This window comes from Spongiibacter sp. C9W (assembly GCF_057370015.1).
Genome location: NZ_CM170672.1, coordinates 340,789 through 364,794 on the forward strand (window position 1 = coordinate 340,789; position 24,006 = coordinate 364,794).

Genomic DNA, 24,006 nt, shown 5'->3' on the forward strand with positions numbered 1-24,006 from the left:
CAGGACGGCCAGCCGGGATCGGGATACTGGTCGTTACCAGAGCCACCGACCCGAGGCATTCACCGCGGAGTCCCGCCCCATGCCGGCCAGGCCATCACTGCCCTGCTTGGCCGAGATGGAGAAGCTGTGCTTCCAACCACCGCCCAGGTTGGCGCGCTCATAGGCCAGCAGGGCGGGTAGTTGCACAAAGATCGACGGGGTCACGCCATCGACAACCGTGTTGCTGGAGTCGTAGTAGCGTTGGAATGAGAGGCTGTAGGGGAAGTCGCCCACGCCGGTCACCAGGTCCGGTGGCGGACTCAGGGTCAGGTCACCGTTTTGCAGATTGACCCCGTAATACTTCTTGTCCTTGACGGAGTTTTCCTGGAGCTCGACCGGTTCCAAAACTGGGAGTGACGGGCACTGGCTGGCAATGTCTAGCAACGGCAGGCATTTCGGCTGAGGGTAAAAGAACTTTCCGCTAAGCGATAGACTGTATGTAAACACAGTATTGCAAGGACGCGGAACATGCCTCATGTGGCGGCCAGGACGGCCAGCCGGGATCGGGATACTGGTCGTTACCAGAGCCACCGACCCGAGGCATTCACCGCGGAGTCCCGCCCCATGCCGGCCAGGCCATCACTGCCCTGCTTGGCCGAGATGGAGAAGCTGTGCTTCCAACCACCGCCCAGGTTGGCGCGCTCATAGGCCAGCAGGGCGGGTAGTTGCACAAAGATCGACGGGGTCACGCCATCGACAACCGTGTTGCTGGAGTCGTAGTAGCGTTGGAATGAGAGGCTGTAGGGGAAGTCGCCCACGCCGGTCACCAGGTCCGGTGGCGGACTCAGGGTCAGGTCACCGTTTTGCAGATTGACCCCGTAATACTTCTTGTCCTTGACGGAGTTTTCCTGGAGCTCGACCGATTCCAAAACTGGGAGTGACGGGCACTGGCTGGCAATGTCTAGCAACGGCAGGCATTTCGGCTGAGGGTAAAAGAACTTTCCGCTAAGCGATAGACTGTATGTAAACACAGTATTGCAAGGACGCGGAACATGCCTCATGTGGCGGCCAGGACGGCCAGCCGGGATCGGGATACTGGTCGTTACCAGAGCCACCGACCCGAGCAAACCCTTCTCTATCAGATCGTTGACGAGTATTACCCGGCATTCGCTGCGCTTATGGCAGAGCAGGGAAAGGAATTGCCGGGCTATGTGCAACGGGAATTTGAAGAATTTCTCCAATGCGGGCGGCTGGAGCATGGCTTTCTACGGGTTCGCTGCGAGTCTTGCCACGCCGAGCACCTGGTCGCTTTCAGCTGTAAGCGTCGCGGTTTCTGCCCGAGCTGTGGGGCGCGGCGGATGGCCGAAAGTGCCGCCTTGCTGGTTGATGAAGTACTGCCTGAACAACCCATGCGTCAGTGGGTGTTGAGTTTCCCGTTTCAGCTGCGTTTCCTGTTTGCCAGCCGGCCCGAGATCATGGGGCGGGTGCTGGGCATCGTTTACCGCGTCATTGCCACGCACCTGGTCAAGAAAGCGGGCCATACCCACCAAGTGGCCAAGACGGGCGCGGTCACCCTGATCCAGCGTTTTGGATCGGCGCTCAATCTGAATGTTCACTTCCACATGCTGTTTCTCGACGGTGTGTATGTCGAGCAATCCCACGGCTCAGCGCGTTTCCGCTGGGTCAAGGCGCCGACCAGCCCAGAGCTCACCCAGCTGACGCACACCATCGCCCACCGGGTGGGTCGCTATCTGGAACGGCAAGGCCTGCTGGAACGGGATGTCGAAAACAGCTATCTGGCCTCGGATGCGGTGGATGACGACCCGATGACACCCCTGCTGGGGCACTCGATCACTTACCGTATCGCTGTCGGTTCACAGGCGGGGCGAAAGGTGTGTCACTTTGCAAACTCTGCCGACCAGTGGTGATCCGTTCGGTGACGGGATTGGCAAGGTAGCCGGGTTCAGCCTGCACGCCGGCGTGGCGGCCAGGGCCGATGAACGCAAGAAGCTCGAACGGCTGTGCCGGTACATCAGCCGCCCGGCGGTATCCGAGAAGCGGCTGTCGTTAACACGAGGCGGCAACGTGCGCTACCAGCTCAAGACGCCGTACCGGGACGGCACCACGCACGTCATTTTCGAACCATTGGATTTCATTGCAAGGCTGGCCGCCCTGGTACCGAAGCCCAGAGTCAACCTAACCCGCTTCCACGGGGTGTTCGCACCCAACAGTCGGCACCGGGCGTTGGTCACGCCGGCAAAACGGGGCAGGGGCAACAAGGTCAGGGTGGCTGATGAACCGGCAACACCAGCACAACGGCGAGCGTCGATGACATGGGCGCAACGGCTCAAGCGTGTTTTCAATATCGACATCGAGACCTGCAGCCATTGGATTTCATTGCAAGGCTGGCCGCCCTGGTACCGAAGCCCAGAGTCAACCTAACCCGCTTCCACGGGGTGTTCGCACCCAACAGTCGGCACCGGGCGTTGGTCACGCCGGCAAAACGGGGCAGGGGCAACAAGGTCAGGGTGGCTGATGAACCGGCAACACCAGCACAACGGCGAGCGTCGATGACATGGGCGCAACGGCTCAAGCGTGTTTTCAATATCGACATCGAGACCTGCAGCGGCTGCGGCGGCGCCATGAAAGTCATCGCCTGCATTGAAGACCCTATAGTGATCAAGCAGATCCTTGATCACCTGAAGCACAAAGCCGAAACCAGCGGGACCAGGGCGTTACCCGAAAGCCGGGCGCCACCGGCTGAGCTGCTCCTGGGTCTGTTTGACTGACGAGCCTGAAGGCCAACGATACCAATCAAAATGCTGCGTTCACAGCGCCGCGGCAGGGATCCGCCGTGCTGGTTGTCGGAAAAGGAGCCGCTAGTGGGAAAGAGGAGGGTAAATTTTCAGCGTTGCTGGCTCCCCGTCAGCCGGATTGGGTTGCATCGCAGGGGTGTCGAAAGAGTCAACTGCGGTCCAAAGCTGTTGGACTTGGGTGAAAAGGGCGTTTATTCTTCCTATACGTTGGCCGTGGGTATTGGCTACCTGTGGCTGGGCAGTCAGCTGCAACCCGCCCAATCAACCGTGCCGCCGGATTGGGCGATTACCGCCGCGTACGTCGCGGCACCGGTCGCGCTCAAAATTCTGGTGTTTTTCATGCTGGGCAGACCCCAGCTGCGCTATCTAAATGAGGAGGTGCACAATGCCTAAGCAATTCGTCGCCGTCATACTGACCCTGCTGAGCACTACGCTGCATGCCACACCGTGGGAAACCGTAGCCGCAGACCGTTTCAAACTGCTGTGGAAAGAACTGACCTATACCCAATTGCAGGTCGATCCTCGTCAGGAAGCACCGGCCAACAATGACATTCTGTCGCCCGGCTACAGCAAACAAATTATTATCGAGTACGCCCTGTCAGTTTCTGCCGAGCGCTTCCGCGACCTGACGCAGGAGCAGCTAGAGGACACCTACGACGATGCACAATTGGCCCCGCATCGAGACGATATCGCCCGCTTCAACAGCTGGTATCTGGGCGTAGAGAAAGGAGACCGCTACCAGTTGCGCTGGCAGACAGATGTCGGCCTGCAACTGCAACATAACGATACCGTGCTGGGCACATTGCAAGACCCCGAAGCGGCCAAGCTCATATTGAGTGTCTGGCTGGGGCCTGCGGCCGTGAGTGAATCACAGCGCGACCGTTTTCTCGACGCCTGGCAGCAGGAACTCGCCGCCCGATAAGTTATAACCATATAACGCATCAGTATAGAAAAACCCGCCAGCGCTACAGCACAGTTTGCTAGCATCTGCGCATTTTTCGCTGCTCGTCAGTGTCTTACACGCCCAAGGTAGACTCGCTGTGACCCGTTTTATCTCTCGCGCCTGCGCTGCAGGCCTCGCTGCGGCTATTGCGCCCGGCCTCACTCACGCCGCTGATCGCGGCCTGAGCATTGAAGAAATTGTTGTCACCGCTCAGAAAAAGGAAGAGGGGGCCAACAGTATTCCTCTGGCCATCGCGACCTACACAGGCGAGGATCTCAGCGCATTGGGCATCACCGACACCCGCGACCTAGGGCGACTGCTGCCCGGCTTCTCCTACGCCGATGGCGGGTTCAACGTCCCCATTTACACCCTGCGCGGCGTCGGCTTCAACGAGAATAGCCAGACTGCCAGTGCCACCGTGGGCGTCTACGTCGACGAATTTAACCTGCCGTTTCCGGTAATGAGTAAGGGCAGTAACCTTGATCTGGCTCGGGTAGAGATGCTCAAAGGGCCACAGGGCACGCTGTATGGCCGCAACACGACCGGCGGCGCCATTAACTACATCGCCAACAAGCCCGGCGAAGAATTGGAGTACGGCGCCGATATCAGCTACAGCCGCTTTGACACCACCTCGGTTGAGGGCTTTGTCTCCGGCTCGCTCACCGATACCCTGTTTGCCCGCTTGGCCTACACCACAACGCAATCCGGCGAAGGCTGGCAGCGCAGCCGCACCCGTTATGCGGGCAGCGATGCCTACAATGGCAAAACCGGTCGCGACCCCGGCAATGAGTACGAGCGCTTCGGCTACAGCCGTCTCGGCGAAGTCGACCGCGATGCCGCACGGCTGTTATTGCGCTGGGAAGGCGGCGAAGACTGGACGCTGAACCTGCATCTCAACGGCTGGCGCGACCGCTCCGAGCCTCAAGCCCTGCAGGTCATTGCCATCGAATCGCAGAATGCCATTCTCGGCGAATTCGCCCTGCACCCGGATGTGGCCAACTACCCGGTCAACGATCCCGACACGACCGACGCCCAAGCGGCCGACTGGCCCAATAATGGCCTTAATTTTCGGCTTAATGACCGCTTCGTCTCCGGAGGCATGCGCCTCGACTACCGGCTGGGTGAACGCAGTGACATGGTCCTGCTGCTATCAGCAGGTCAGTTTGAGTCCGATGGCAGCTTCATCCCACAGTCGGGCCTGGATACCGTTAATACCGAGCGCAATGTGTTTGCCACCACCGACTTCTATAATGCCGAACTGCGCTTTTCCGGCGATCTTGGCGACAGCGTTTTCTGGCAGCTCGGCCTGAACTACAGCGAGGATGAAGTCGAGGAATTTCAGCGCCTGCATCACGAGAATGTGAGCATCGTCTTTCCCGTTGGTTATTGATAATCGAGTGGGAGTGACGGGCACTGGCTGGCAATGTCTAGCAACGGCAGGCATTTCGGCTGAGGGTAAAAGAACTTTCCGCTAAGCGATAGACTGTATGTAAACACAGTATTGCAAGGACGCGGAACATGCCTCATGTGGCGGCCAGGACGGCCAGCCGGGATCGGGATACTGGTCGTTACCAGAGCCACCGACCCGAGGCATTCACCGCGGAGTCCCGCCCCATGCCGGCCAGGCCATCACTGCCCTGCTTGGCCGAGATGGAGAAGCTGTGCTTCCAACCACCGCCCAGGTTGGCGCGCTCATAGGCCAGCAGGGCGGGTAGTTGCACAAAGATCGACGGGGTCACGCCATCGACAACCGTGTTGCTGGAGTCGTAGTAGCGTTGGAATGAGAGGCTGTAGGGGAAGTCGCCCACGCCGGTCACCAGGTCCGGTGGCGGACTCAGGGTCAGGTCACCGTTTTGCAGATTGACCCCGTAATACTTCTTGTCCTTGACGGAGTTTTCCTGGAGCTCGACCGATTCCAAAACTGGGAGTGACGGGCACTGGCTGGCAATGTCTAGCAACGGCAGGCATTTCGGCTGAGGGTAAAAGAACTTTCCGCTAAGCGATAGACTGTATGTAAACACAGTATTGCAAGGACGCGGAACATGCCTCATGTGGCGGCCAGGACGGCCAGCCGGGATCGGGATACTGGTCGTTACCAGAGCCACCGACCCGAGCAAACCCTTCTCTATCAGATCGTTGACGAGTATTACCCGGCATTCGCTGCGCTTATGGCAGAGCAGGGAAAGGAATTGCCGGGCTATGTGCAACGGGAATTTGAAGAATTTCTCCAATGCGGGCGGCTGGAGCATGGCTTTCTACGGGTTCGCTGCGAGTCTTGCCACGCCGAGCACCTGGTCGCTTTCAGCTGTAAGCGTCGCGGTTTCTGCCCGAGCTGTGGGGCGCGGCGGATGGCCGAAAGTGCCGCCTTGCTGGTTGATGAAGTACTGCCTGAACAACCCATGCGTCAGTGGGTGTTGAGTTTCCCGTTTCAGCTGCGTTTCCTGTTTGCCAGCCGGCCCGAGATCATGGGGCGGGTGCTGGGCATCGTTTACCGCGTCATTGCCACGCACCTGGTCAAGAAAGCGGGCCATACCCACCAAGTGGCCAAGACGGGCGCGGTCACCCTGATCCAGCGTTTTGGATCGGCGCTCAATCTGAATGTTCACTTCCACATGCTGTTTCTCGACGGTGTGTATGTCGAGCAATCCCACGGCTCAGCGCGTTTCCGCTGGGTCAAGGCGCCGACCAGCCCAGAGCTCACCCAGCTGACGCACACCATCGCCCACCGGGTGGGTCGCTATCTGGAACGGCAAGGCCTGCTGGAACGGGATGTCGAAAACAGCTATCTGGCCTCGGATGCGGTGGATGACGACCCGATGACACCCCTGCTGGGGCACTCGATCACTTACCGTATCGCTGTCGGTTCACAGGCGGGGCGAAAGGTGTTCACTTTGCAAACTCTGCCGACCAGTGGTGATCCGTTCGGTGACGGGATTGGCAAGGTAGCCGGGTTCAGCCTGCACGCCGGCGTGGCGGCCAGGGCCGATGAACGCAAGAAGCTCGAACGGCTGTGCCGGTACATCAGCCGCCCGGCGGTATCCGAGAAGCGGCTGTCGTTAACACGAGGCGGCAACGTGCGCTACCAGCTCAAGACGCCGTACCGGGACGGCACCACGCACGTCATTTTCGAACCATTGGATTTCATTGCAAGGCTGGCCGCCCTGGTACCGAAGCCCAGAGTCAACCTAACCCGCTTCCACGGGGTGTTCGCACCCAACAGTCGGCACCGGGCGTTGGTCACGCCGGCAAAACGGGGCAGGGGCAACAAGGTCAGGGTGGCTGATGAACCGGCAACACCAGCACAACGGCGAGCGTCGATGACATGGGCGCAACGGCTCAAGCGTGTTTTCAATATCGACATCGAGACCTGCAGCGGCTGCGGCGGCGCCATGAAAGTCATCGCCTGCATTGAAGACCCTATAGTGATCAAGCAGATCCTTGATCACCTGAAGCACAAAGCCGAAACCAGCGGGACCAGGGCGTTACCCGAAAGCCGGGCGCCACCGGCTGAGCTGCTCCTGGGTCTGTTTGACTGACGAGCCTGAAGGCCAACGATACCAATCAAAATGCTGCGTTCACAGCGCCGCGGCAGGGATCCGCCGTGCTGGTTGTCGGAAAAGGAGCCGCTAGTGGGAAAGAGGAGGGTAAATTTTCAGCGTTGCTGGCTCCCCGTCAGCCGGATTGGGTTGCATCGCAGGGGTGTCGAAAGAGTCAACTGCGGTCCAAAGCTGTTGGACTCGATGGTTTCAAAGGCGACGCCGTCTGCAACTACCTCCAGAACCAGGCAGAAGCGGCCTTCGCTCTCCTCGATGCGATAGGAACCCTGGTTGCTGGCAATACGGAAATAGTAGACCAGCCGTTCACAGGCGTCCCGCAGGGTGGCGCTGGCCAGCAGGGCATAGCCCAGGGCGTGGACATTGGAGGGGTGGAGAAAGCGCGCGCGGCGACCAAGCCGAAAGCGGGGTTGCCGGTAGATTTGACCGCTTCCCGGAACAGCGTGGCCATCTGGACGGTGGTATAGCGATCCAGTGGATCCTGGCTGGGGGCGTCACTCAACCCGGCGGCCTTAAATACAGCGGCCGCATCGTGGCCATTCGCTTCCAGTGCCATGTGGATGGCCATGGTGTAGGAGGCGATAGTCGTAGCGGATGTGGAATCACTCATCCTGCGGTTGTTCCCTCGTTATCGTTATGCCCTCAACGGGATAGCGCTAGCATAACAATTTGATTACGTAGGCAAAAGTGCTGCTTTTAGGGCCTCCATTTGAATCTGCAGGCGAGGCCCTGTGGGTATAACCCCGACAGTTTTGCCGGGTTATTTGTCGCTAGGGCCAAGTCTGGTACCCGGGATGGGTCTAGCCTGTGTCACAAATAACACATCAACCTAACGAGACCATTTATGAAGAACAACGATCCGACATCCCGCAGGAAATTTTTACGCTCCAGCAGCGCCATTAACTTCCATAGCGGATTTGTCAGCGATCCCTCGACTTATTACGAGGTGCTGGAGCCGGTCACGAAGACCAACAAACCACCGATGGTTCTTATCCACGGCGGGGCGGTTAGCGGCGCTTGTTATATGGTAACAGCCGATGGCAGACCTGGTTGGGCACACGTTTTTGCCGCCAAAGGCTATAAGGTTGTTGTGCCAGATTGGCCTGGGACGGGTCGCAGCGGATATATCCCTTATGACGCCTTGACCGGAGAAACGGTGATACGGGGCTTGGGAAAGCTACTTGCCACGCTTGATCGCCCCGCGATTGTCATGACGCATTCGATGTCGGGCCCTTTCGGCTGGAAGCTGCTCGAACTTTACGGTGACCGGATCGAAAAACTTGTTGCCATCGCCCCTGGAGGGCCAGGGAACGTGAGTGCTCCGACGGAGCTTCTGACAGACACTTCCGACTTCGTAGAGGTACGTTTGGCACCAGGAGCGCCCATACTCAAGATCAGTCGCAAGCAGCCTTTTGTTGCGGGGCCCGGTTGGGCCGCCAAGAAGCTGGTAGGCACCGGTACACGTTTCCCGCGGGAATTCCTGGACGCTTATGTCGCCACGCTGGATGTGATCCCACCCAGGCTTCTGCTGGAGCGGGTGAACTATGCGAACAGTGCGCCTCGTGTCGCAGATTTCTCTGGCTACAAAGGTAAGCACATCGCCCTGATCATGGGGACCAATGATGCGGACCACACGGTCGCGACCGATAAACCTATCGTGGATTGGTTGAATGAAAACGGCGCGCGTGCCGAGTTCATTCATCTCGGTGAAAAAGGCATCCAGGGAAATGGCCACGCGATGATGGTGGAGAGCAATAGCGACCAGTTGGCGAACGCAATTGTGGCGTGGTTGGAAACAGGGAAATTTGTCGCCGCGACATCCTAGGAGCCTGCTCAGGAGTGGGTGAAGGTCGGCTGGCGCTTGTTCACGAAGGCGTCCATGCCTGCCTTCTGGTCGTTGGTGTCAAACAGCGAATGGAACAGGCGGCGCTCAAACATCACACCGTCGGACAAGCCTACAGCATCCCGTAAAAGATTCGTGGTTCGCTTCACAGAAAAAGGGGTCTGACCCCTTTTTATGCGGCGCCCGTCCGCTCAAGCGCGCGATCCAGCAATGGATCGAAAGCCCGCTGGCGCAGAAGATCCTGGCTGGTGCCTACTCGCCGGGAGACGAGGTTGCGGTGGATGTGGAAGCCGGGGAGTTTGTGTTCAGGTAAGCGGTCTGAACTTTCCGCCTGATGTGAAAGAGCCTGCTGATGTTTCAGTGGGCTCTTTTTGTTTGGTCAGTGTTTCGCCCTGACGGGCGAGTGACTTTTCTTTGCTTGTCCAAAGAAAATGCACCAAAAGAAAAGACACCCCCGCGGAGCAGGCCTGCGGCTCCCCTGCGCTTCTCGAAGCGACGGCGAGGCCGGAAACTCGCCGCTGCGCGGCTCAGACAACCGGCCCCTTGACCCGTTTCAGCCTGCGATGCTCGGCTGCTCCGAGGGGGATATACGGTGCTAACTTCAGCTATGACCAGTTTGAAAATCGTTCAAGACTAATCTGCTAGTCGGGATGATTTGCGCACCGCGCTATGCTGCGTCGCGCATTGTCCAATCTGCTGTCCAATGCAATACGCCACACACCAGTGGGAAGAAGTGTGCTGATCCGTCTGGATTCATCGGGCGAGGGTAGGGCGTTACTCAGCGTACAGAATCCGGGGCCAGAAATTCCAGCCGAGCATTTGCTCAGGATTTTCGACCGGTTTTACCGGGTCGATCCTTCCCGGCAACGCCAAAGCGAAGGTGCTGGCTTGGGGCTGGCTATCGTCAAGTCCATAGTCGAGGCCCATGAAGGAAACATCGCGGTGATCTCCGAACGCGGCGTCACGCGCTTTACGATCAGATTTCCCAGAACAGGTGATGCAGGGAATATTGCGATGCGTGGTTAGCATCGAAGGCTCGTGTCGAGAGAACTGTAAAATTGTGAACGTCAGTATTAGGCTGTTGATATTCAATAGGGATGGAGCATTTCTATAGTGCTGGTAGGATTTTGGTCAAGGCTGGTTGGCTCGCGGCCTTTGAATTGACCCGTTTTCAAAAAAAGGATTTATTTTTAAGAAATTTCTGAGCATGGTATTTTTCATGGTATTACCGATTAGCGGGAAAATAAGTCGTTGAATACAAAAGATAAAAATGGCTTATTGATAATCGAGTGGGAGTGACGGGCACTGGCTGGCAATGTCTAGCAACGGCAGGCATTTCGGCTGAGGGTAAAAGAACTTTCCGCTAAGCGATAGACTGTATGTAAACACAGTATTGCAAGGACGCGGAACATGCCTCATGTGGCGGCCAGGACGGCCAGCCGGGATCGGGATACTGGTCGTTACCAGAGCCACCGACCCGAGCAAACCCTTCTCTATCAGATCGTTGACGAGTATTACCCGGCATTCGCTGCGCTTATGGCAGAGCAGGGAAAGGAATTGCCGGGCTATGTGCAACGGGAATTTGAAGAATTTCTCCAATGCGGGCGGCTGGAGCATGGCTTTCTACGGGTTCGCTGCGAGTCTTGCCACGCCGAGCACCTGGTCGCTTTCAGCTGTAAGCGTCGCGGTTTCTGCCCGAGCTGTGGGGCGCGGCGGATGGCCGAAAGTGCCGCCTTGCTGGTTGATGAAGTACTGCCTGAACAACCCATGCGTCAGTGGGTGTTGAGTTTCCCGTTTCAGCTGCGTTTCCTGTTTGCCAGCCGGCCCGAGATCATGGGGCGGGTGCTGGGCATCGTTTACCGCGTCATTGCCACGCACCTGGTCAAGAAAGCGGGCCATACCCACCAAGTGGCCAAGACGGGCGCGGTCACCCTGATCCAGCGTTTTGGATCGGCGCTCAATCTGAATGTTCACTTCCACATGCTGTTTCTCGACGGTGTGTATGTCGAGCAATCCCACGGCTCAGCGCGTTTCCGCTGGGTCAAGGCGCCGACCAGCCCAGAGCTCACCCAGCTGACGCACACCATCGCCCACCGGGTGGGTCGCTATCTGGAACGGCAAGGCCTGCTGGAACGGGATGTCGAAAACAGCTATCTGGCCTCGGATGCGGTGGATGACGACCCGATGACACCCCTGCTGGGGCACTCGATCACTTACCGTATCGCTGTCGGTTCACAGGCGGGGCGAAAGGTGTTCACTTTGCAAACTCTGCCGACCAGTGGTGATCCGTTCGGTGACGGGATTGGCAAGGTAGCCGGGTTCAGCCTGCACGCCGGCGTGGCGGCCAGGGCCGATGAACGCAAGAAGCTCGAACGGCTGTGCCGGTACATCAGCCGCCCGGCGGTATCCGAGAAGCGGCTGTCGTTAACACGAGGCGGCAACGTGCGCTACCAGCTCAAGACGCCGTACCGGGACGGCACCACGCACGTCATTTTCGAACCATTGGATTTCATTGCAAGGCTGGCCGCCCTGGTACCGAAGCCCAGAGTCAACCTAACCCGCTTCCACGGGGTGTTCGCACCCAACAGTCGGCACCGGGCGTTGGTCACGCCGGCAAAACGGGGCAGGGGCAACAAGGTCAGGGTGGCTGATGAACCGGCAACACCAGCACAACGGCGAGCGTCGATGACATGGGCGCAACGGCTCAAGCGTGTTTTCAATATCGACATCGAGACCTGCAGCGGCTGCGGCGGCGCCATGAAAGTCATCGCCTGCATTGAAGACCCTATAGTGATCAAGCAGATCCTTGATCACCTGAAGCACAAAGCCGAAACCAGCGGGACCAGGGCGTTACCCGAAAGCCGGGCGCCACCGGCTGAGCTGCTCCTGGGTCTGTTTGACTGACGAGCCTGAAGGCCAACGATACCAATCAAAATGCTGCGTTCACAGCGCCGCGGCAGGGATCCGCCGTGCTGGTTGTCGGAAAAGGAGCCGCTAGTGGGAAAGAGGAGGGTAAATTTTCAGCGTTGCTGGCTCCCCGTCAGCCGGATTGGGTTGCATCGCAGGGGTGTCGAAAGAGTCAACTGCGGTCCAAAGCTGTTGGACTCGATGGTTTCAAAGGCGACGCCGTCTGCAACTACCTCCAGAACCAGGCAGAAGCGGCCTTCGCTCTCCTCGATGCGATAGGAACCCTGGTTGCTGGCAATACGGAAATAGTAGACCAGCCGTTCACAGGCGTCCCGCAGGGTGGCGCTGGCCAGCAGGGCATAGCCCAGGGCGTGGACATTGGAGGGGTGGAGAAAGCGCGCGGCGACCAAGCCGAAAGCGGGGTTGCCGGTAGATTTGACCGCTTCCCGGAACAGCGTGGCCATCTGGACGGTGGTATAGCGATCCAGTGGATCCTGGCTGGGGGCGTCACTCAACCCGGCGGCCTTAAATACAGCGGCCGCATCGTGGCCATTCGCTTCCAGTGCCATGTGGATGGCCATGGTGTAGGAGGCGATAGTCGTAGCGGATGTGGAATCACTCATCCTGCGGTTGTTCCCTCGTTATCGTTATGCCCTCAACGGGATAGCGCTAGCATAACAATTTGATTACGTAGGCAAAAGTGCTGCTTTTAGGGCCTCCATTTGAATCTGCAGGCGAGGCCCTGTGGGTATAACCCCGACAGTTTTGCCGGGTTATTTGTCGCTAGGGCCAAGTCTGGTACCCGGGATGGGTCTAGCCTGTGTCACAAATAACACATCAACCTAACAGGGAGAGGTCCCAGTGAGCATCCCCACCCAGCAACACATCATCAACGGCGAGTTCGTTCCGCCATCATCCGGCCAGTATATCGACCTGATCGATCCCGTATCCGGCCAGGTTGCCGGCAAGGCCGCGGCGGGTAACGCCGCCGATGTCGACGCGGCTGTCGCGGCGGCAGCAGAAGCGTTCAAGACCTGGAAAAACACCCCGACCAGCGAACGTGCAGGTATCATCGCCCGGATGGCGCTAGTGCTGGGTGCCAACCTGGAGGAATTGCTGACGCTGGAGGCGGCCTGTACCGGCCTCGGCGTCACTCGTCTGAAGGGCTTCGATATTCCTGCGGTCATGCAGTTTATCCAGATCTTCGCCGAGGGGCTGGAAAGCTACCCCTTTGTCGAGTATCCCCCGGTGCGGCTCGCACCCGAGGCGCACGATGTCCGGGTGGTGAAGCAGCCCCTGGGCGTCTGTGGCCTGATCACTGCCTGGAACGGCCCCCTGTTCCTGGCTTTCCTCAAGATGCTGCCGGCGATTGCCGCGGGCAACACCGTGGTCATCAAGCCCGCCGAGACCGCCTCGCTGGCGGTGGTGCGGGCGATGGAACTGATGCAGGACCTGCTGCCCCCCGGGGTGGTCAACGTGGTTACCGGCTACGGCCAGGACGTGGGCGCAGCCCTGTCCTCCCACCCGGGTGTCGCCAAGATTTCCTTCACCGGCTCTGGTCGTACGGGCACCATGATCCAGAAGGCGGCGGCCGAAACCATGAAACGGGTGACCCTGGAACTGGGCGGCAAGGGGCCGGGTATTGTGTTGCCAGATGCCCCCATCGAACTGACCGCCAGGGGCGCCACTTTCGGCTTCCTGCTGGGTTCGGGACAAATCTGTATCTCGGCACCCGCCTGTTCGTTCACGAGTCCATTCACGACGAACTGGTGGCGCGCATGGTCGAGCTGGTCGGCAATTTGAAGGCCGGCAGCCAGTTTGCCCCTGAAACTACACTGGGCCCCATGGCCTACCGCGAGCACTACGAACGGGTGCTGGGCTATGTGGAGTCCGGCAAGGCAGAAGGTGCGACCCTCGCCTGTGGCGGCGGGCCGCTGCAGGTTGACGAGTACTCCGACGCGATGTTTGTGCAGCCCACCATCTTCACCGATGTTACCCCGGACATGAAGATCTACAACGAGGAGATTTTCGGCCCGGTACTGTCGGTGATCAAGTACAGCGATGTCGAGGACGCCATCGCCCTGGCCAACGACAGCTGCTACGGCCTGTCCGCGGGTGTGTGGACCGGCGACCCCATCGGCGCCCAGGCAGTCGCCCAGCGGCTGGAGGCGGGCACCGTGTGGGTCAACGACTGGCACGCGATCACCGGCGACATGTCCTTCGGCGGCCACAAGCAGAGTGGTTACGGGCGCGAGATCAATATCGCGTCCCTGGAAGGCTACCTGGAAACCAAGAACTACATGACAAGCTTCGAGACCGACCCGAATGCCAAGGCCTTCTTCGGCCTGGTTCACCAGGTCGTCTGAGCCCGGCTGTCATTAACGCTATAGAGGAATAAAAGATGTCCAGCACTGGCGCATTTCAATACTGGCAGCGGACCATGGTTCACGCGGGCCCCGGCACTGTCATCCGCCTGCCCGGCCTGTTCAGCGGCCTGGGAAGCAAGAAAGTTCTCCTGGTCAGCGACAAGGGCCTGAAAGATGTGGGGATTGTCGACAAGGTAGCAGCCCTGTTTGACGAGCAGCGTGGCCCCGGCGGCGTTCGCCTGGCGGGTGTATTTACCGACACCGCCCCGGACGCGGAGTCCGGCTGTATCGACGACTGTCTGGCGATGGCACGGGCAACTGGCGCCGACGGCCTGCTGGCCGTGGGTGGCGGCAGCGTGCTCGACTCGGTGAAACTGGTCAAGCTCGCCATGTACAACGGGGTGGACAGCGTGGACCAGTTGCTGAAGTCCCCGGTGAAAATGATGAACTGGCCGGAAGTGGAATATATGGGCGTGCCCCATCCATCTCAGTTCCCACAACTGCTGGTACCGGTGCGGAAGTGACCAATGGCGCGGTGATTTACAACAAGGAACTGGGCATCAAGCACCTGATCGTCAGCAACTACCTGGAGTCGGATATCGCTGTACTGGATGCGCACATGACCACCGGCCTGCCGCCCATGTTGACGGCCGCCACCGGTATGGATGCCCTGACCCACGCAGTTGAAACCATGGGCCATCTCAACACGAACCATTTCACCCTGGCCCACGCCGAGACCAGCGCAAAAGTCATCCTCGAAAACCTGCCGAAGGTGGTCGCCGATGGCTCGGATGTCCTCGCTCGCCAGGCCATGCTCAACGCCAGCGCCATGGCCTGTAACTCGGTGGTGAATGATCTGGGTGCGTCGCCAATACACAATTTCGCTCACGCTCTGGGCGCTGTCTGCCATATTCACCACGGTGAGGCCAACGGCGTACTGCTACCCGTGGTAATGGAAGAATTCCCCGATTTCTATGTGCCGGTGGCGGACCGCCTGAAAGGGGTGTTCGGAGTAGAAGGCGAGGGCAGGGATGCTGTCCTCGCCTGTGCCGCCGCTATTCGCGAGCTGTTGGTGCAGATGGGGCACCCGCTGGACTTTGCCCGTCATGATATTCCCGCATCGAAAATGTCCGAGATCGTTGCGGCCATCGCCGGCGACCCGCTCGCGGCGTTCCTGCCAATCCCGATGGAAATCATTGAGTCCGTGTGCCGCCGCGTCTGTAACTGGTCATAAGGAGAGCTCACCATGAAAATAAATTTCAGCACTATCAGTGAGCGCCTTGCGGATGCTTTCTCAGAGCGCGAGGCTCTGGTGAACATCGAGCGCGGCCGCCGTTATACCTTCCGCGAGTTCCACCTGCTGACCAACCGCATCGTCAATATGATGCGCCACAAGCTGGACCTGCAACGCGGCGATAACGCGGTGATCATCCTGGACAACGACAACGCATCGCTGTTGCACTTTTTCACCGCGGCAAAAGCCGGCACCCCCCTGTGCTACACCAACTACCGCGACAGCCTGGATGATCACACATACCAGGTGGATACGGTCAGCGCCAAGGTGGTGTTCATCGAGGCTGACCTGCTGGAAAGCCACTATGACATGCTGCGCGAGCGCCAGGTCACCATCGTGGCTATGGACAAGCCGGAGAAAGAGTACCAGGGCGTACACTATTTCTGGAACCTGCTGGAGCAGGTGGACGACAGCAACCCCAACGTGGTGATCGACGATCGCGACGACGTGGTGATCATGCGCTTCACCGGTGGCACTACCGGGCGTGGCAAGTGTGCCATGTACACAGCGGACACCTACCTGGCGTGTCGCGACTCCTACTGGGCCCTGCCGGATCCGGCCTGGAACCCCGAGACCCGCTTTATCCACCTGGCGCCGATCACCCACGGCAGCGGCATGATGTTTGCGCCGACCCAGTTCAAGGGCGGTTGTACCGTGACCATGAATGTGCCCGATCTGGATGCCTGGTGTGACAATATCGCCGCCGAGCGGATCACTAACGGTTTCGCCGTGCCGACCCTGCTGTACCGCCTGCTGGATATGGACGAGAAGGGTCGGGCGCGGTTCAAGACAATTGAAAACATGTACTACGGTGCTGCCCCCATGAGCCCGTCCAAGCTGGCGGAACTGCAGGCGGCCTTTGGGAACAACTTCATTCAGGTCTATGGCTCCACCGAGCACTTTGGTGTGGCCCTGTCCATGAGCAAAGCCGACCACCTGGTGGAGGACGGCGATGATTCGCACCTGGCCTCCGCCGGCCGGCCTGCGCCTTTCACCGAGCTTGAGATCATGGACGACGACGGCAACCCGGTGCCGCGGGGAGAGACCGGCGAGATCTGGCTGCGTTCCCGCGCCATTGTGCCGGGCTACTTTGGCAATCCGGAGCAGACCGCTTCTGAGTTCCAGGATGGCTTCTGGAAGTCTGGCGACATTGGCAGGATCGACGAGCGTGGCTTCTTTCATATTGTCGATCGCAAGAAAGACATGATTATCAGTGGCGGCTTCAATATCTACGCCAACGAAGTGGAATCCGCGCTTAACAGCCACCCGGCGGTGCTCATGTCCGCGGTGGTCGGTGTGCCTCATGAGGAGTGGGGCGAATCGGTGCACGCCGAGGTCATGCTCAAGGAAGGCGCCGAGGTTGAAGAGGCGGCCCTTATCCAGCACGTACGCAACGAGTTGGGCGGATACAAGACGCCCAAATCCGTTGAAATCGTTGAGGAGATACCCACTAGCGTGGTGGGCAAGGTGCTGCGCCGGCAGGTGCGCCAGAAATACTGGGAGGAGGCCGGCCGCAAGGTCGGGTGAGCCCAGCACATGAGCAAACTCAAGCAACTGTCGGGGCTCGATGCCTCCTTCATCTATCTGGACACGGACCGCGCCAGTACCGGCGGCACCATGATCTATGTATACGACCAGTCCACAATCCCCGGCGGTGGCCACCTGCGCTTCAAGGAAATCCTCAAACACATCGAATCGCGCACCGCCACCTCGCCGATCTTCCGCCAGAAGCTCAAGCAGGTGCCGATGTCCCTGGACTATCCCTACTGGGTGGAAGATGAGAATTTCCGCATCGAGAACCACGTGTTCCACGTTGCCCTGCCCAAGCCCGGCGACTGGCGGCAGTTCTGTATCATGGCCTCGCGCCTGACCACCCCCCATTTCGATTTCAATCGCCCTCTGTGGGAGATGTACGTGGTTGAGGGGCTGGACAATATCGACTGGCTGCCCAAGGGCAGCTTCGCCATCCTCACCCGCATGCATCACGCGGCCGTAGACGGCACCGCGGCGGCACAATTGACCTGGGCCCTGCACGACCTCGATGCCCGGGGTAAGAAACCGGGGCTGGGCGGAGAGCATGAGACCGAGGGTGTTCGCGCCCCCAGCCAGTTTGAGATGGCCACCCGTGCCTGGTGGAATAATGCGACCTCGCCGATGCGTCTTGCCAGACCCCTGTCCCACCTGCTGCCCAAGGTGGGTGGCAGGTTGCGCAAGGAGGTGCAGAAACGCACTGTGGCTAGGGTCGAGGAACACACTTCTGGAACGAAGGTGCCGACGACCCGCTTCGACGGCCGGGTTTCTCCCTTTCGGGTGTTTACCACCTCACGCTTCCAACTGGACGAGCTCAAGGGCATTCGCAAGGCCGTGGAAGGCAGCACCATCAACGACGTGGTGACGACAATTATATCCGGCGCCCTGCGCCGCTACCTGGACCACCACGGTGAATTGCCCCGGGACACCATGGTGGCGATGATGCCGGTCAACACCCGGTCCGGGACCGATGCCGAGCCTGGCGCCAACAACATCACCTTCATGGGGGCCGCTATCGGTTCCGATATTGCGGACCCGAAAGAACGTCTCGCCTATGTGACCGAACAGACTGCTCGCTCCAAGAGTATCGTCAACGCCATTGGCGCCAGTGACCTGACGGACCTCAACAAGCATATTCCAGCTTCTTTGCTGGCGGCCACAGGGAAGCTGATTTCCCGTATTGGTCTCGATGCGGGTGGCACCGGTAAGCGATTGTTTAATATGGCAATTTCCAATGTGCCTGGGCCGAGCGTGCCGCTGTACCTCCAGGGCGCGAAGCTGAAGTTCTGGTCCATTGTGGCGCCCTGTACCGACGGCATGGGAGCGGTATTCGCGATCACCAGTTACGACCGGGAGATCTATATCTGCCCGACGGCCTGCCGCGAGATTGTGCCGGACCCGGAGTTCCTGGCCCAGTGTCTGGAAGAGAGCTATGCGGAATTGCTGGCGGCCACTGGGGCCAAACCAAAGCGTAAGCCGGCAAAACGCCCGCTAAAAAAGAAAACAACAGCTAAAAAGCCGGTGAGGAAGAACCCCGCAGGAAGAAAAGCGGCAAATTAACACGCGTTCCGGGCTGAATGGACAAATTTAATCATTATTCGGCCAAGAGCCGGACGTTTGTTTGCCATGTAATAACCCACAGTTCCATAACTATATAAGGGGTCCTAGGGATTTTGCCTCCAAATACTGCAAAAGCCTCTGAAGCGCCCATGTTTACTGGCCTGTAGAGAGGCATCAACTTTCACCTTTCGGCCGATACCCCTCAATTGGCGCCATTAAATCATCCAGTTTCGGAAGTTCTCCCGTCGGCGCGAACGTATACGTACCCCGGAAGTTGATATTCTCCCACGCGACAGGTGATGCGCCCTTTACGGTTTCCATGTATTTTTCGCTGCCCTGCTCCTCGAAGCTGTCCAGCAGGTTGCTGAGTACTTTCGAGTTGAAGTAGATAATGGCATTTGCTACCAACCGGGCGCTTTCGTTCCAGATTTGTATCTCCTCGTCGCTATTTCCCCGGAACCGGTCGCTGTTCACGTTGCTGATTGCCCGGCGCAACTGGTGATAAGCTTCTCCCCGATTCAAGGCTCGTTGCACGTGGTTTCTAAGGCTGGCGTCATCGATGTAATCCAGCAGATATTGGGCCTTCAACAGTCGGTTATATTCAGTCAGCGCTTTCAGTAGAGGGTGGTTTTGCTTGTAGCCTGAGAGTTTCCGGACCAATGTGGCTTGGGTGGTTTTCCGGTGAGCCAGTGAGACGGCAATTCGCTGGATGGTGTCCCAGTACTCCATGATGATCTGTGTATTAATCGGTTTACGCAACGCGAGTTTCAAGCGCTGATTCTCGTCCTCGGAGATATTGAACATCTCATTGATGACCCTGCCTACCTGAGCATATCGGGGGGCGAACCGGTATCCAAACAGATCGAGCAAGGCAAAATTGACGTGGTTTACCCCGTGGGTATCCGTGGAGAGCGTATCTGGAATGATCTCAGTACTGTTATTCATCAGAAGATCAAAGATGTAATGGGATTCATGTTCGTTAGCGCCGATCACCCGGGCATTGATTGCCATATGATTGGCGTTCAGGCTGATAGCCGAGACCCCTTTGCTGGTGCCGAAGTATTTTGAGGAATACCGGGTACGGAATGTCTCGCGCTTAGCTTCGAACTTTTGGCCATCGGCGCTGGCATGCAGGTTGTCATCCTGGATATTGTAGTGATTAAAAATGCTCAGTCGCGTAGTGGCGTTGTTGATGCGGTCATTTGCGGCATTCAGTGTTTCCAGTCGAAGGTAGTTCGCCTGGATCGTACTCAGCTGATCGTAGGTGCGGTCGGAGATCTGGGCGATACCATAGATGCCCTGGTTTGTGGCATTAGCGATCAGGATCGCCAGCAAGTCCACTTCATACTGGCGGCTTTTGGAGGTCATGCCCAGCACGTGCTCAAAGTCGTCAATAAATCCGGTATCCTGATCCACCACGCGCAAGACATCGGCGACTCCGATTGCCCTCATTTGCTGGAAGAACGGGTTGTTCACCAGATGTTTTTTGCCGGCAGTCGGTAAGCGCCAAAGGTGTTTACCCCCCTTCGGGCGCAGAATGATATCCCTGTTGTCCAGGCGTTCCAGGTAGTCACTGACCTCGTGTAGCCGAGTGGCCAACTGATCCGTCATGCGCGGGATCAGTTGCTTTGGATCCTCAGTAATTTTGGGCTGCTTCGTACCCTCGACCAAGGCCTGCTTCTGATTTTTCCAAGTCTGTGGTTTTACCAGATCGTCGTCCAGTGCACGATACCGTATGACTTCTGGCAGCACTAACTGGCCGTTTAGGCGGCTGGGAATCTGCAAATACAAGAACCATTCATATCTAGCCTTGTCTATGCCGCCGTCAGATTTCAACAAGAGTGGTCGCGTGGCTTTGGGTGGAAGACGCCTGTCAATACTGACATCCCCGAGCATATTGCCGGCTGCCAGCTCCTGTCGAGCTTGACTCAAGACCGCTGCCAACCGTTGTGTTTTATCGGTGCCATCAATGCGAAGACAACAAAAGAGTGATCGTAACAGGCCGGTTCTCAACGTAGATTCTGTATCCAGGTGTTGCCAGAACGCCTCATCCGCCGACTGCTTCTGATTGCCGAGATACCGGCAGACGGAGCTCAGCTCACTAGCATTGAGAACCTGGAATGCTTGTTTCTGTACAGAGTGGAATGACGTATTGGGATCGATACGATCATCAACGAACAGACGCAAGATTTCCGCAGCTTTACTCACATTGGTAGCCGCCTTTTGCCAATCCCGATAAACTCGGTCCTGCGCCAGCTGATGCGCTCGTTGCTTGACCTGTCGAACGTGATGAATGAACCCTTCGGCCATCCGTTCCAGCCCCTCTTGGTATCGAAACTGTAGGTAGCAAAGCAGATATAGGCACTGATTCTCAGGCGACTGACGTTTTATTTTGGCGCCGTAATAGTGAATCCGTTCGGCATAGTGCTGCTGATTTTTTTGAGACAGAGAAAGCGAGTCGAGGACAGCGGTCACCTCTGCCATCAGCGGTTGAATGTGGTGATACACTGCAAGTTCTTTCTGCAACTCGGTACCGGTGAAATTGCGCGCGCTGCCGCGCAATTGTGTTAACGTAAGCTGGTCATTACCGGATACCAGTGTATTTAGTATAGCCGTCAATTTTGGGCTACACGCGGCACCGATCTTCTCATGCAGTCGCTGCTGATGCTGGTTAACCACCTGGCTGACGATCTTCTGCAGGGTGCTATAGGCAGGAATGGCGATTTTCTGGTGAGCCAGGAACTCAATGGCAGCATCAAAGAGAGCACGCGCCGCGACCCAGCTTTCAGCGCAGACCAGTAAGTGTTCAACAAGCCGGGGTTGATGCTCAGGATCTTTCCAATTTTCATAATCGATCATGGAAAAAATCCGCTCATAAATGCGGGACTTTTGATCAGATTTCAGACTGAAGCGCCGAAATTTCAGGCCATCGAAGTGATTTTGCGCAATAAATTCCAGGTCATCCCGCATGGATTTAAATGTCGGATTGAGCAAGATGGGCTTGCATTTGAAGTAGCCCAACAATGCGATGGCGATACAGCGATACTTGCGTTGCCTTATTCTGGCCAGCTCAGCACGCTCTTTATCATTCAATGTGAAGTAAAACCGCTGATACGATTCGTTGAAGGACGGGACGCCGTATAAATCCTCGATTTCAGCGGCAGTGAGAATCGATAGTCGCTTGTTTCTGCTCATTCTTTGACCCAAAGGCCGAAGAAGATACTGAAACTTGAGCTAAATTAAAATTAATAGTGGCTTGGAGGCCAGTAAATACGGGGACTTCAGCGGTTTTTGCAGTATTTGGGGGCAAAATCCCTAGGACCCCAAAGAGGAGGATGGTGATGTTTAAGCCAATATCAGCAGCGGAGCAAGCAGTCACCCGCCATCCTACTCCGCCCCCCAGCGACCGGGTGATTTATATCGACATGGACGACACCTTGTGTGATTTCCGAGGCCGGTATCATGAAGTCCAAGCTCAGTCGCCGGAGATCACCTATCCGCAGAGCCAGGTTGGCTTCTTTGTGGGCCTACAGCCCTTACCCCGTGCAGTGGAGTCCTTTCATCACCTGAGTGGGCTAGCCAATACCTCGGTCTATATCCTCACCGCGCCCTCAGTACGCAACCCTCACAGTTATACCGAGAAGCGGCTATGGGTCGAGGAGCACCTCGGTTTTGAGGCTGCCTACCGGCTGATTATCTGTCCCAATAAAGCGCTGCTGCAAGGTGACTATCTGATTGATGACCGGGTGGCCGGCAAAGGGCAGGAGAATTTTGCGGGCGAGCTGATCCCATTTGGGTCTCCGAAGTATCCTGATTGGCGCAGCGTGTTGTTCCATCCTGACATTGGCCTTTTTTCTGAGTAACCGCGAGGTATCCACCATGGTGAGTTTTCAATCCCGATCGATTGAGGTGATGGCCTTGCAGATTGCAAGCCAGTGGCAAAGCCCCTTTAAGGATGGCCTAGTGATGCGACTGGGTGAGGGCTGGGAAGCCAGTAATGCCGAGGCCATCGCAGCATGGTTGCAATCTATTAAACTGACAGGAAGGTGTAAGCCGGTCGACATTGAACACGTTCGTGAGAACATGGCGACCTTGCTCCGCACTCAGTCTGAGCAGCTCTGGGAGCGTGGCAGTTGCCCCTTCCCACAGCCTAGGCCTTTCCTGCCGCAAATCGCGCTGAGTCTGCCACTGTGCCAAACGATGGCCCATGCCTTGATCGAGATGCTGGCCACCTGGCAGCCGATTGATGTGGTGGTGACGCACTGTGCCGCGGTATTGCCGGGTAAAGGCAACGGGGTGCAGAAGCTCAGCCAGTGGCTCTATGCGCAGCAGGCCTGCTTTACCTATCACCCCTCAGAACTGACCGAACCCTTGGGTCATGAACTGATTAGGGTGCTGTATCCGGCATTTAAGGCCGGGTACTGACCCCCTTAGAGCAAACGAAGTAGACCCCAATACCCAGCAAGTCAGGAAAGGCAATCAATAGCCCATTTCTGATCTTGAGAACGAGGAAGACGCGATGAAGACACGAGTCCCCGTACAACTGAGCCTGACGCTGCTCAGCGATGTGATTGAAGAGTTTGTCAGCATGGTCGGTGCAACGCTCACCGGTAATGCCTTGGTCCCGATCTTTGGGATAGGTGATGAAGAAGATAACTGGGAAGCCTTACACCATTTCCTGAGTGGCCAGGATGGACGCCGAGTGGGGACCAAAAGTCACCTCCTTAAGTTGCTTCATCAGCGCATTCAGGTCCAGATAGACCTGATGTGTCAGCCTGTTCTCTCTCAAGCAGCCCTCGATATCCATCTAGGCAATAGCCACATTGACGTTAAACACGTCAGGCCGGACCAAGGAAGTGACGAGGACGCACCCCCTGTCGGCAGCCTGTCTCACAGTGAATGCCAAGCCTTGGCCATGGCGATGGTCTTCCTGGCAGAGCACATTGTCCGACAGGAGAAAGCCCGCTGGATTGGCAAGGCCGAGGGTTTACGGATGCTGGAGCACCTAAGAGCCTGGAACCGCAAAGGGCTCTACGCGTATTGCCTGACCCAGATTGAGAAGGGCAACCTGCGATTTCATCACACCCCCGCGGAGTTATTGCCCGCTTTGGCCAACCGCTTCTTCCGCAAGTCGCTGGTGCCATGGCTCCTGAAAGGCATTTCACCTCACAGTCGTTAGTTAGCCGCTAACAACAAATAACCCCCCCAATATTG

At 57.7% G+C, this 24,006-nt stretch carries 23 protein-coding genes and 3 pseudogenes; 18 read left to right on the forward strand and 8 right to left on the reverse strand.

All coding sequences use genetic code 11. From position 1 onward, the window contains the following. Positions 1-33: 33 nt before the first annotated feature. Together AC2Q8J_RS01635 and AC2Q8J_RS01640 are read right to left on the reverse strand one after the other, a co-directional pair. Positions 34-486: a hypothetical protein gene (locus AC2Q8J_RS01635; protein WP_486452626.1), complete on the reverse strand. Its 453-nt coding sequence runs from the start codon at positions 484-486 to the stop codon at positions 34-36. Positions 487-557: 71 nt separating this feature from the next. Beyond that, positions 558-1,010: a hypothetical protein gene (locus AC2Q8J_RS01640; RefSeq protein ID WP_486452627.1), complete on the reverse strand. Its 453-nt coding sequence runs from the start codon at positions 1,008-1,010 to the stop codon at positions 558-560. Positions 1,011-1,031: 21 nt separating this feature from the next. Between AC2Q8J_RS01640 and AC2Q8J_RS01645 the strand changes: the two are divergent. From AC2Q8J_RS01645 to AC2Q8J_RS01665, 5 genes and pseudogenes are all read left to right on the forward strand, one after another. Next, positions 1,032-2,367, forward strand: a pseudogene (locus AC2Q8J_RS01645) (IS91-like element ISCR2 family transposase); the annotation flags it as partial. Positions 2,368-2,549: 182 nt separating this feature from the next. Beyond that, positions 2,550-2,768 (forward strand): IS91 family transposase, encoded by a 219-nt coding sequence (locus tag AC2Q8J_RS01650; protein WP_000219600.1) that lies wholly within the window; start codon positions 2,550-2,552, stop codon positions 2,766-2,768. A 201-nt stretch (positions 2,769-2,969) separates the two neighbouring features. Continuing rightward, on the forward strand, positions 2,970-3,188 hold the full coding sequence (locus tag AC2Q8J_RS01655; RefSeq protein WP_486451972.1) for a hypothetical protein: 219 nt from the start codon (positions 2,970-2,972) through the stop codon (positions 3,186-3,188). Next, entirely contained in the window at positions 3,181-3,717 is a 537-nt protein-coding gene (locus AC2Q8J_RS01660) for a chalcone isomerase family protein (protein ID WP_289083255.1), read from the forward strand. The genes AC2Q8J_RS01655 and AC2Q8J_RS01660 overlap by 8 nt, the downstream gene beginning before the upstream one ends. Before the next feature lie 118 nt (positions 3,718-3,835). Continuing rightward, entirely contained in the window at positions 3,836-5,128 is a 1,293-nt protein-coding gene (locus tag AC2Q8J_RS01665) for a TonB-dependent receptor plug domain-containing protein (RefSeq protein ID WP_348655393.1), read from the forward strand. Between the two features lie 178 nt (positions 5,129-5,306). Here the strand turns inward: AC2Q8J_RS01665 and AC2Q8J_RS01670 are convergent, their stop codons facing one another. Continuing rightward, positions 5,307-5,759, reverse strand: a complete 453-nt coding sequence (locus tag AC2Q8J_RS01670; RefSeq protein WP_486452627.1) for a hypothetical protein — start codon at positions 5,757-5,759, stop codon at positions 5,307-5,309. Positions 5,760-5,780: 21 nt separating this feature from the next. Between AC2Q8J_RS01670 and AC2Q8J_RS01675 the strand changes: the two genes are divergently transcribed. Next, positions 5,781-7,274, forward strand: a complete 1,494-nt coding sequence (locus AC2Q8J_RS01675) for an IS91-like element ISCR2 family transposase (RefSeq protein ID WP_108565998.1) — start codon at positions 5,781-5,783, stop codon at positions 7,272-7,274. Positions 7,275-7,390: 116 nt separating this feature from the next. Here AC2Q8J_RS01675 and AC2Q8J_RS01680 read toward each other — a convergent pair whose 3' ends face one another. Together AC2Q8J_RS01680 and AC2Q8J_RS01685 are read right to left on the reverse strand one after the other, a co-directional pair. Then, a complete protein-coding gene (locus AC2Q8J_RS01680) occupies positions 7,391-7,615 on the reverse strand; it encodes a hypothetical protein (protein WP_486452623.1) in 225 nt (74 codons plus the stop codon). After that, entirely contained in the window at positions 7,507-7,902 is a 396-nt protein-coding gene (locus AC2Q8J_RS01685) for an AraC family transcriptional regulator ligand-binding domain-containing protein (RefSeq protein ID WP_486451973.1), read from the reverse strand. Before AC2Q8J_RS01685 ends, AC2Q8J_RS01680 begins: the two co-directional genes overlap by 109 nt. A gap of 234 nt (positions 7,903-8,136) precedes the next feature. On the opposite strand from AC2Q8J_RS01685, the gene AC2Q8J_RS01690 reads away from it, so the two are divergent. Continuing rightward, the gene (locus AC2Q8J_RS01690; RefSeq protein ID WP_008250612.1) at positions 8,137-9,117 is read left to right on the forward strand and encodes an alpha/beta fold hydrolase; all 981 of its coding nucleotides are present in this window, start codon (positions 8,137-8,139) and stop codon (positions 9,115-9,117) included. An 8-nt stretch (positions 9,118-9,125) separates the two neighbouring features. On the opposite strand, the gene AC2Q8J_RS01695 is transcribed toward AC2Q8J_RS01690, so the two are convergent. Further along, on the reverse strand, positions 9,126-9,284 hold the full coding sequence (locus AC2Q8J_RS01695; RefSeq protein WP_008250611.1) for an enoyl-CoA hydratase/isomerase: 159 nt from the start codon (positions 9,282-9,284) through the stop codon (positions 9,126-9,128). 17 nt (positions 9,285-9,301) lie between these two features. Here AC2Q8J_RS01695 and AC2Q8J_RS01700 point away from each other — a divergent pair. The 3 genes and pseudogenes from AC2Q8J_RS01700 to AC2Q8J_RS01710 form a co-directional block, all read left to right on the forward strand. Continuing rightward, a pseudogene (locus AC2Q8J_RS01700) lies at positions 9,302-9,448 on the forward strand (hypothetical protein); the annotation flags it as partial. A 356-nt stretch (positions 9,449-9,804) separates the two neighbouring features. Next, the gene (locus tag AC2Q8J_RS01705; RefSeq protein WP_288959983.1) at positions 9,805-10,161 is read left to right on the forward strand and encodes an ATP-binding protein; all 357 of its coding nucleotides are present in this window, start codon (positions 9,805-9,807) and stop codon (positions 10,159-10,161) included. Positions 10,162-10,545: 384 nt separating this feature from the next. Beyond that, on the forward strand, positions 10,546-12,039 hold the full coding sequence (locus tag AC2Q8J_RS01710; RefSeq protein WP_108565998.1) for an IS91-like element ISCR2 family transposase: 1,494 nt from the start codon (positions 10,546-10,548) through the stop codon (positions 12,037-12,039). A gap of 116 nt (positions 12,040-12,155) precedes the next feature. Here AC2Q8J_RS01710 and AC2Q8J_RS01715 read toward each other — a convergent pair whose 3' ends face one another. Continuing rightward, complete coding sequence (locus AC2Q8J_RS01715; protein ID WP_486451974.1) at positions 12,156-12,665, reverse strand: AraC family transcriptional regulator ligand-binding domain-containing protein; 510 nt, start codon at positions 12,663-12,665, stop codon at positions 12,156-12,158. Positions 12,666-12,903: 238 nt separating this feature from the next. On the opposite strand from AC2Q8J_RS01715, the pseudogene AC2Q8J_RS01720 reads away from it, so the two are divergent. From AC2Q8J_RS01720 to AC2Q8J_RS01740, 5 genes and pseudogenes are all read left to right on the forward strand, one after another. Then, positions 12,904-14,408: pseudogene (locus AC2Q8J_RS01720) on the forward strand (aldehyde dehydrogenase family protein). A 35-nt stretch (positions 14,409-14,443) separates the two neighbouring features. Next, positions 14,444-14,932 (forward strand): iron-containing alcohol dehydrogenase, encoded by a 489-nt coding sequence (locus AC2Q8J_RS01725; protein ID WP_486451975.1) that lies wholly within the window; start codon positions 14,444-14,446, stop codon positions 14,930-14,932. Continuing rightward, positions 14,929-15,642, forward strand: coding sequence for a dehydroquinate synthase/iron-containing alcohol dehydrogenase family protein (locus AC2Q8J_RS01730; protein ID WP_486451976.1), 714 nt, complete (start codon positions 14,929-14,931; stop codon positions 15,640-15,642). Before AC2Q8J_RS01725 ends, AC2Q8J_RS01730 begins: the two co-directional genes overlap by 4 nt. A gap of 12 nt (positions 15,643-15,654) precedes the next feature. Then, entirely contained in the window at positions 15,655-17,229 is a 1,575-nt protein-coding gene (locus tag AC2Q8J_RS01735; RefSeq protein ID WP_190766990.1) for a class I adenylate-forming enzyme family protein, read from the forward strand. 9 nt (positions 17,230-17,238) lie between these two features. Continuing rightward, positions 17,239-18,792 carry a wax ester/triacylglycerol synthase family O-acyltransferase gene (locus AC2Q8J_RS01740; protein ID WP_372747377.1) on the forward strand — a complete coding sequence of 518 codons (1,554 nt, stop codon included), beginning with the start codon at positions 17,239-17,241 and terminating at the stop codon, positions 18,790-18,792. A 174-nt stretch (positions 18,793-18,966) separates the two neighbouring features. Here the strand turns inward: AC2Q8J_RS01740 and AC2Q8J_RS01745 are convergent, their stop codons facing one another. Next, positions 18,967-21,987 carry a Tn3 family transposase gene (locus AC2Q8J_RS01745; protein WP_008250625.1) on the reverse strand — a complete coding sequence of 1,007 codons (3,021 nt, stop codon included), beginning with the start codon at positions 21,985-21,987 and terminating at the stop codon, positions 18,967-18,969. Between the two features lie 146 nt (positions 21,988-22,133). Here AC2Q8J_RS01745 and AC2Q8J_RS01750 point away from each other — a divergent pair, with 146 nt between their 5' ends. The 3 genes from AC2Q8J_RS01750 (at position 22,134) to AC2Q8J_RS01760 (ending at position 23,971) form a co-directional block, all read left to right on the forward strand. Then, a complete protein-coding gene (locus AC2Q8J_RS01750) occupies positions 22,134-22,655 on the forward strand; it encodes a 5' nucleotidase, NT5C type (RefSeq protein WP_190766889.1) in 522 nt (173 codons plus the stop codon). Positions 22,656-22,671: 16 nt separating this feature from the next. Continuing rightward, positions 22,672-23,217 (forward strand): hypothetical protein, encoded by a 546-nt coding sequence (locus AC2Q8J_RS01755; RefSeq protein ID WP_190766887.1) that lies wholly within the window; start codon positions 22,672-22,674, stop codon positions 23,215-23,217. Between the two features lie 94 nt (positions 23,218-23,311). Continuing rightward, positions 23,312-23,971 (forward strand): hypothetical protein, encoded by a 660-nt coding sequence (locus tag AC2Q8J_RS01760; protein WP_190766885.1) that lies wholly within the window; start codon positions 23,312-23,314, stop codon positions 23,969-23,971. Positions 23,972-24,006 lie beyond the last annotated feature (35 nt).

What these genes read in the sequence shown, in the direction of transcription:
- AC2Q8J_RS01715 (WP_486451974.1), bottom strand. Translation starts at nt 12,665, where the DNA reads ATGAGTGATTCCACATCCGCTACGACTATCGCCTCCTACACCATGGCC.
- AC2Q8J_RS01675 (WP_108565998.1), top strand. Translation starts at nt 5,781, where the DNA reads ATGCCTCATGTGGCGGCCAGGACGGCCAGCCGGGATCGGGATACTGGT.
- AC2Q8J_RS01745 (WP_008250625.1), bottom strand. Translation starts at nt 21,987, where the DNA reads ATGAGCAGAAACAAGCGACTATCGATTCTCACTGCCGCTGAAATCGAG.
- AC2Q8J_RS01660 (WP_289083255.1), top strand. Translation starts at nt 3,181, where the DNA reads ATGCCTAAGCAATTCGTCGCCGTCATACTGACCCTGCTGAGCACTACG.
- AC2Q8J_RS01685 (WP_486451973.1), bottom strand. Translation starts at nt 7,902, where the DNA reads ATGAGTGATTCCACATCCGCTACGACTATCGCCTCCTACACCATGGCC.
- AC2Q8J_RS01690 (WP_008250612.1), top strand. Translation starts at nt 8,137, where the DNA reads ATGAAGAACAACGATCCGACATCCCGCAGGAAATTTTTACGCTCCAGC.
- AC2Q8J_RS01760 (WP_190766885.1), top strand. Translation starts at nt 23,312, where the DNA reads ATGAAGACACGAGTCCCCGTACAACTGAGCCTGACGCTGCTCAGCGAT.
- AC2Q8J_RS01650 (WP_000219600.1), top strand. Translation starts at nt 2,550, where the DNA reads ATGACATGGGCGCAACGGCTCAAGCGTGTTTTCAATATCGACATCGAG.
- AC2Q8J_RS01735 (WP_190766990.1), top strand. Translation starts at nt 15,655, where the DNA reads ATGAAAATAAATTTCAGCACTATCAGTGAGCGCCTTGCGGATGCTTTC.
- AC2Q8J_RS01725 (WP_486451975.1), top strand. Translation starts at nt 14,444, where the DNA reads ATGTCCAGCACTGGCGCATTTCAATACTGGCAGCGGACCATGGTTCAC.
- AC2Q8J_RS01740 (WP_372747377.1), top strand. Translation starts at nt 17,239, where the DNA reads ATGAGCAAACTCAAGCAACTGTCGGGGCTCGATGCCTCCTTCATCTAT.
- AC2Q8J_RS01750 (WP_190766889.1), top strand. Translation starts at nt 22,134, where the DNA reads ATGTTTAAGCCAATATCAGCAGCGGAGCAAGCAGTCACCCGCCATCCT.
- AC2Q8J_RS01710 (WP_108565998.1), top strand. Translation starts at nt 10,546, where the DNA reads ATGCCTCATGTGGCGGCCAGGACGGCCAGCCGGGATCGGGATACTGGT.
- AC2Q8J_RS01705 (WP_288959983.1), top strand. Translation starts at nt 9,805, where the DNA reads ATGCTGCGTCGCGCATTGTCCAATCTGCTGTCCAATGCAATACGCCAC.
- AC2Q8J_RS01755 (WP_190766887.1), top strand. Translation starts at nt 22,672, where the DNA reads ATGGTGAGTTTTCAATCCCGATCGATTGAGGTGATGGCCTTGCAGATT.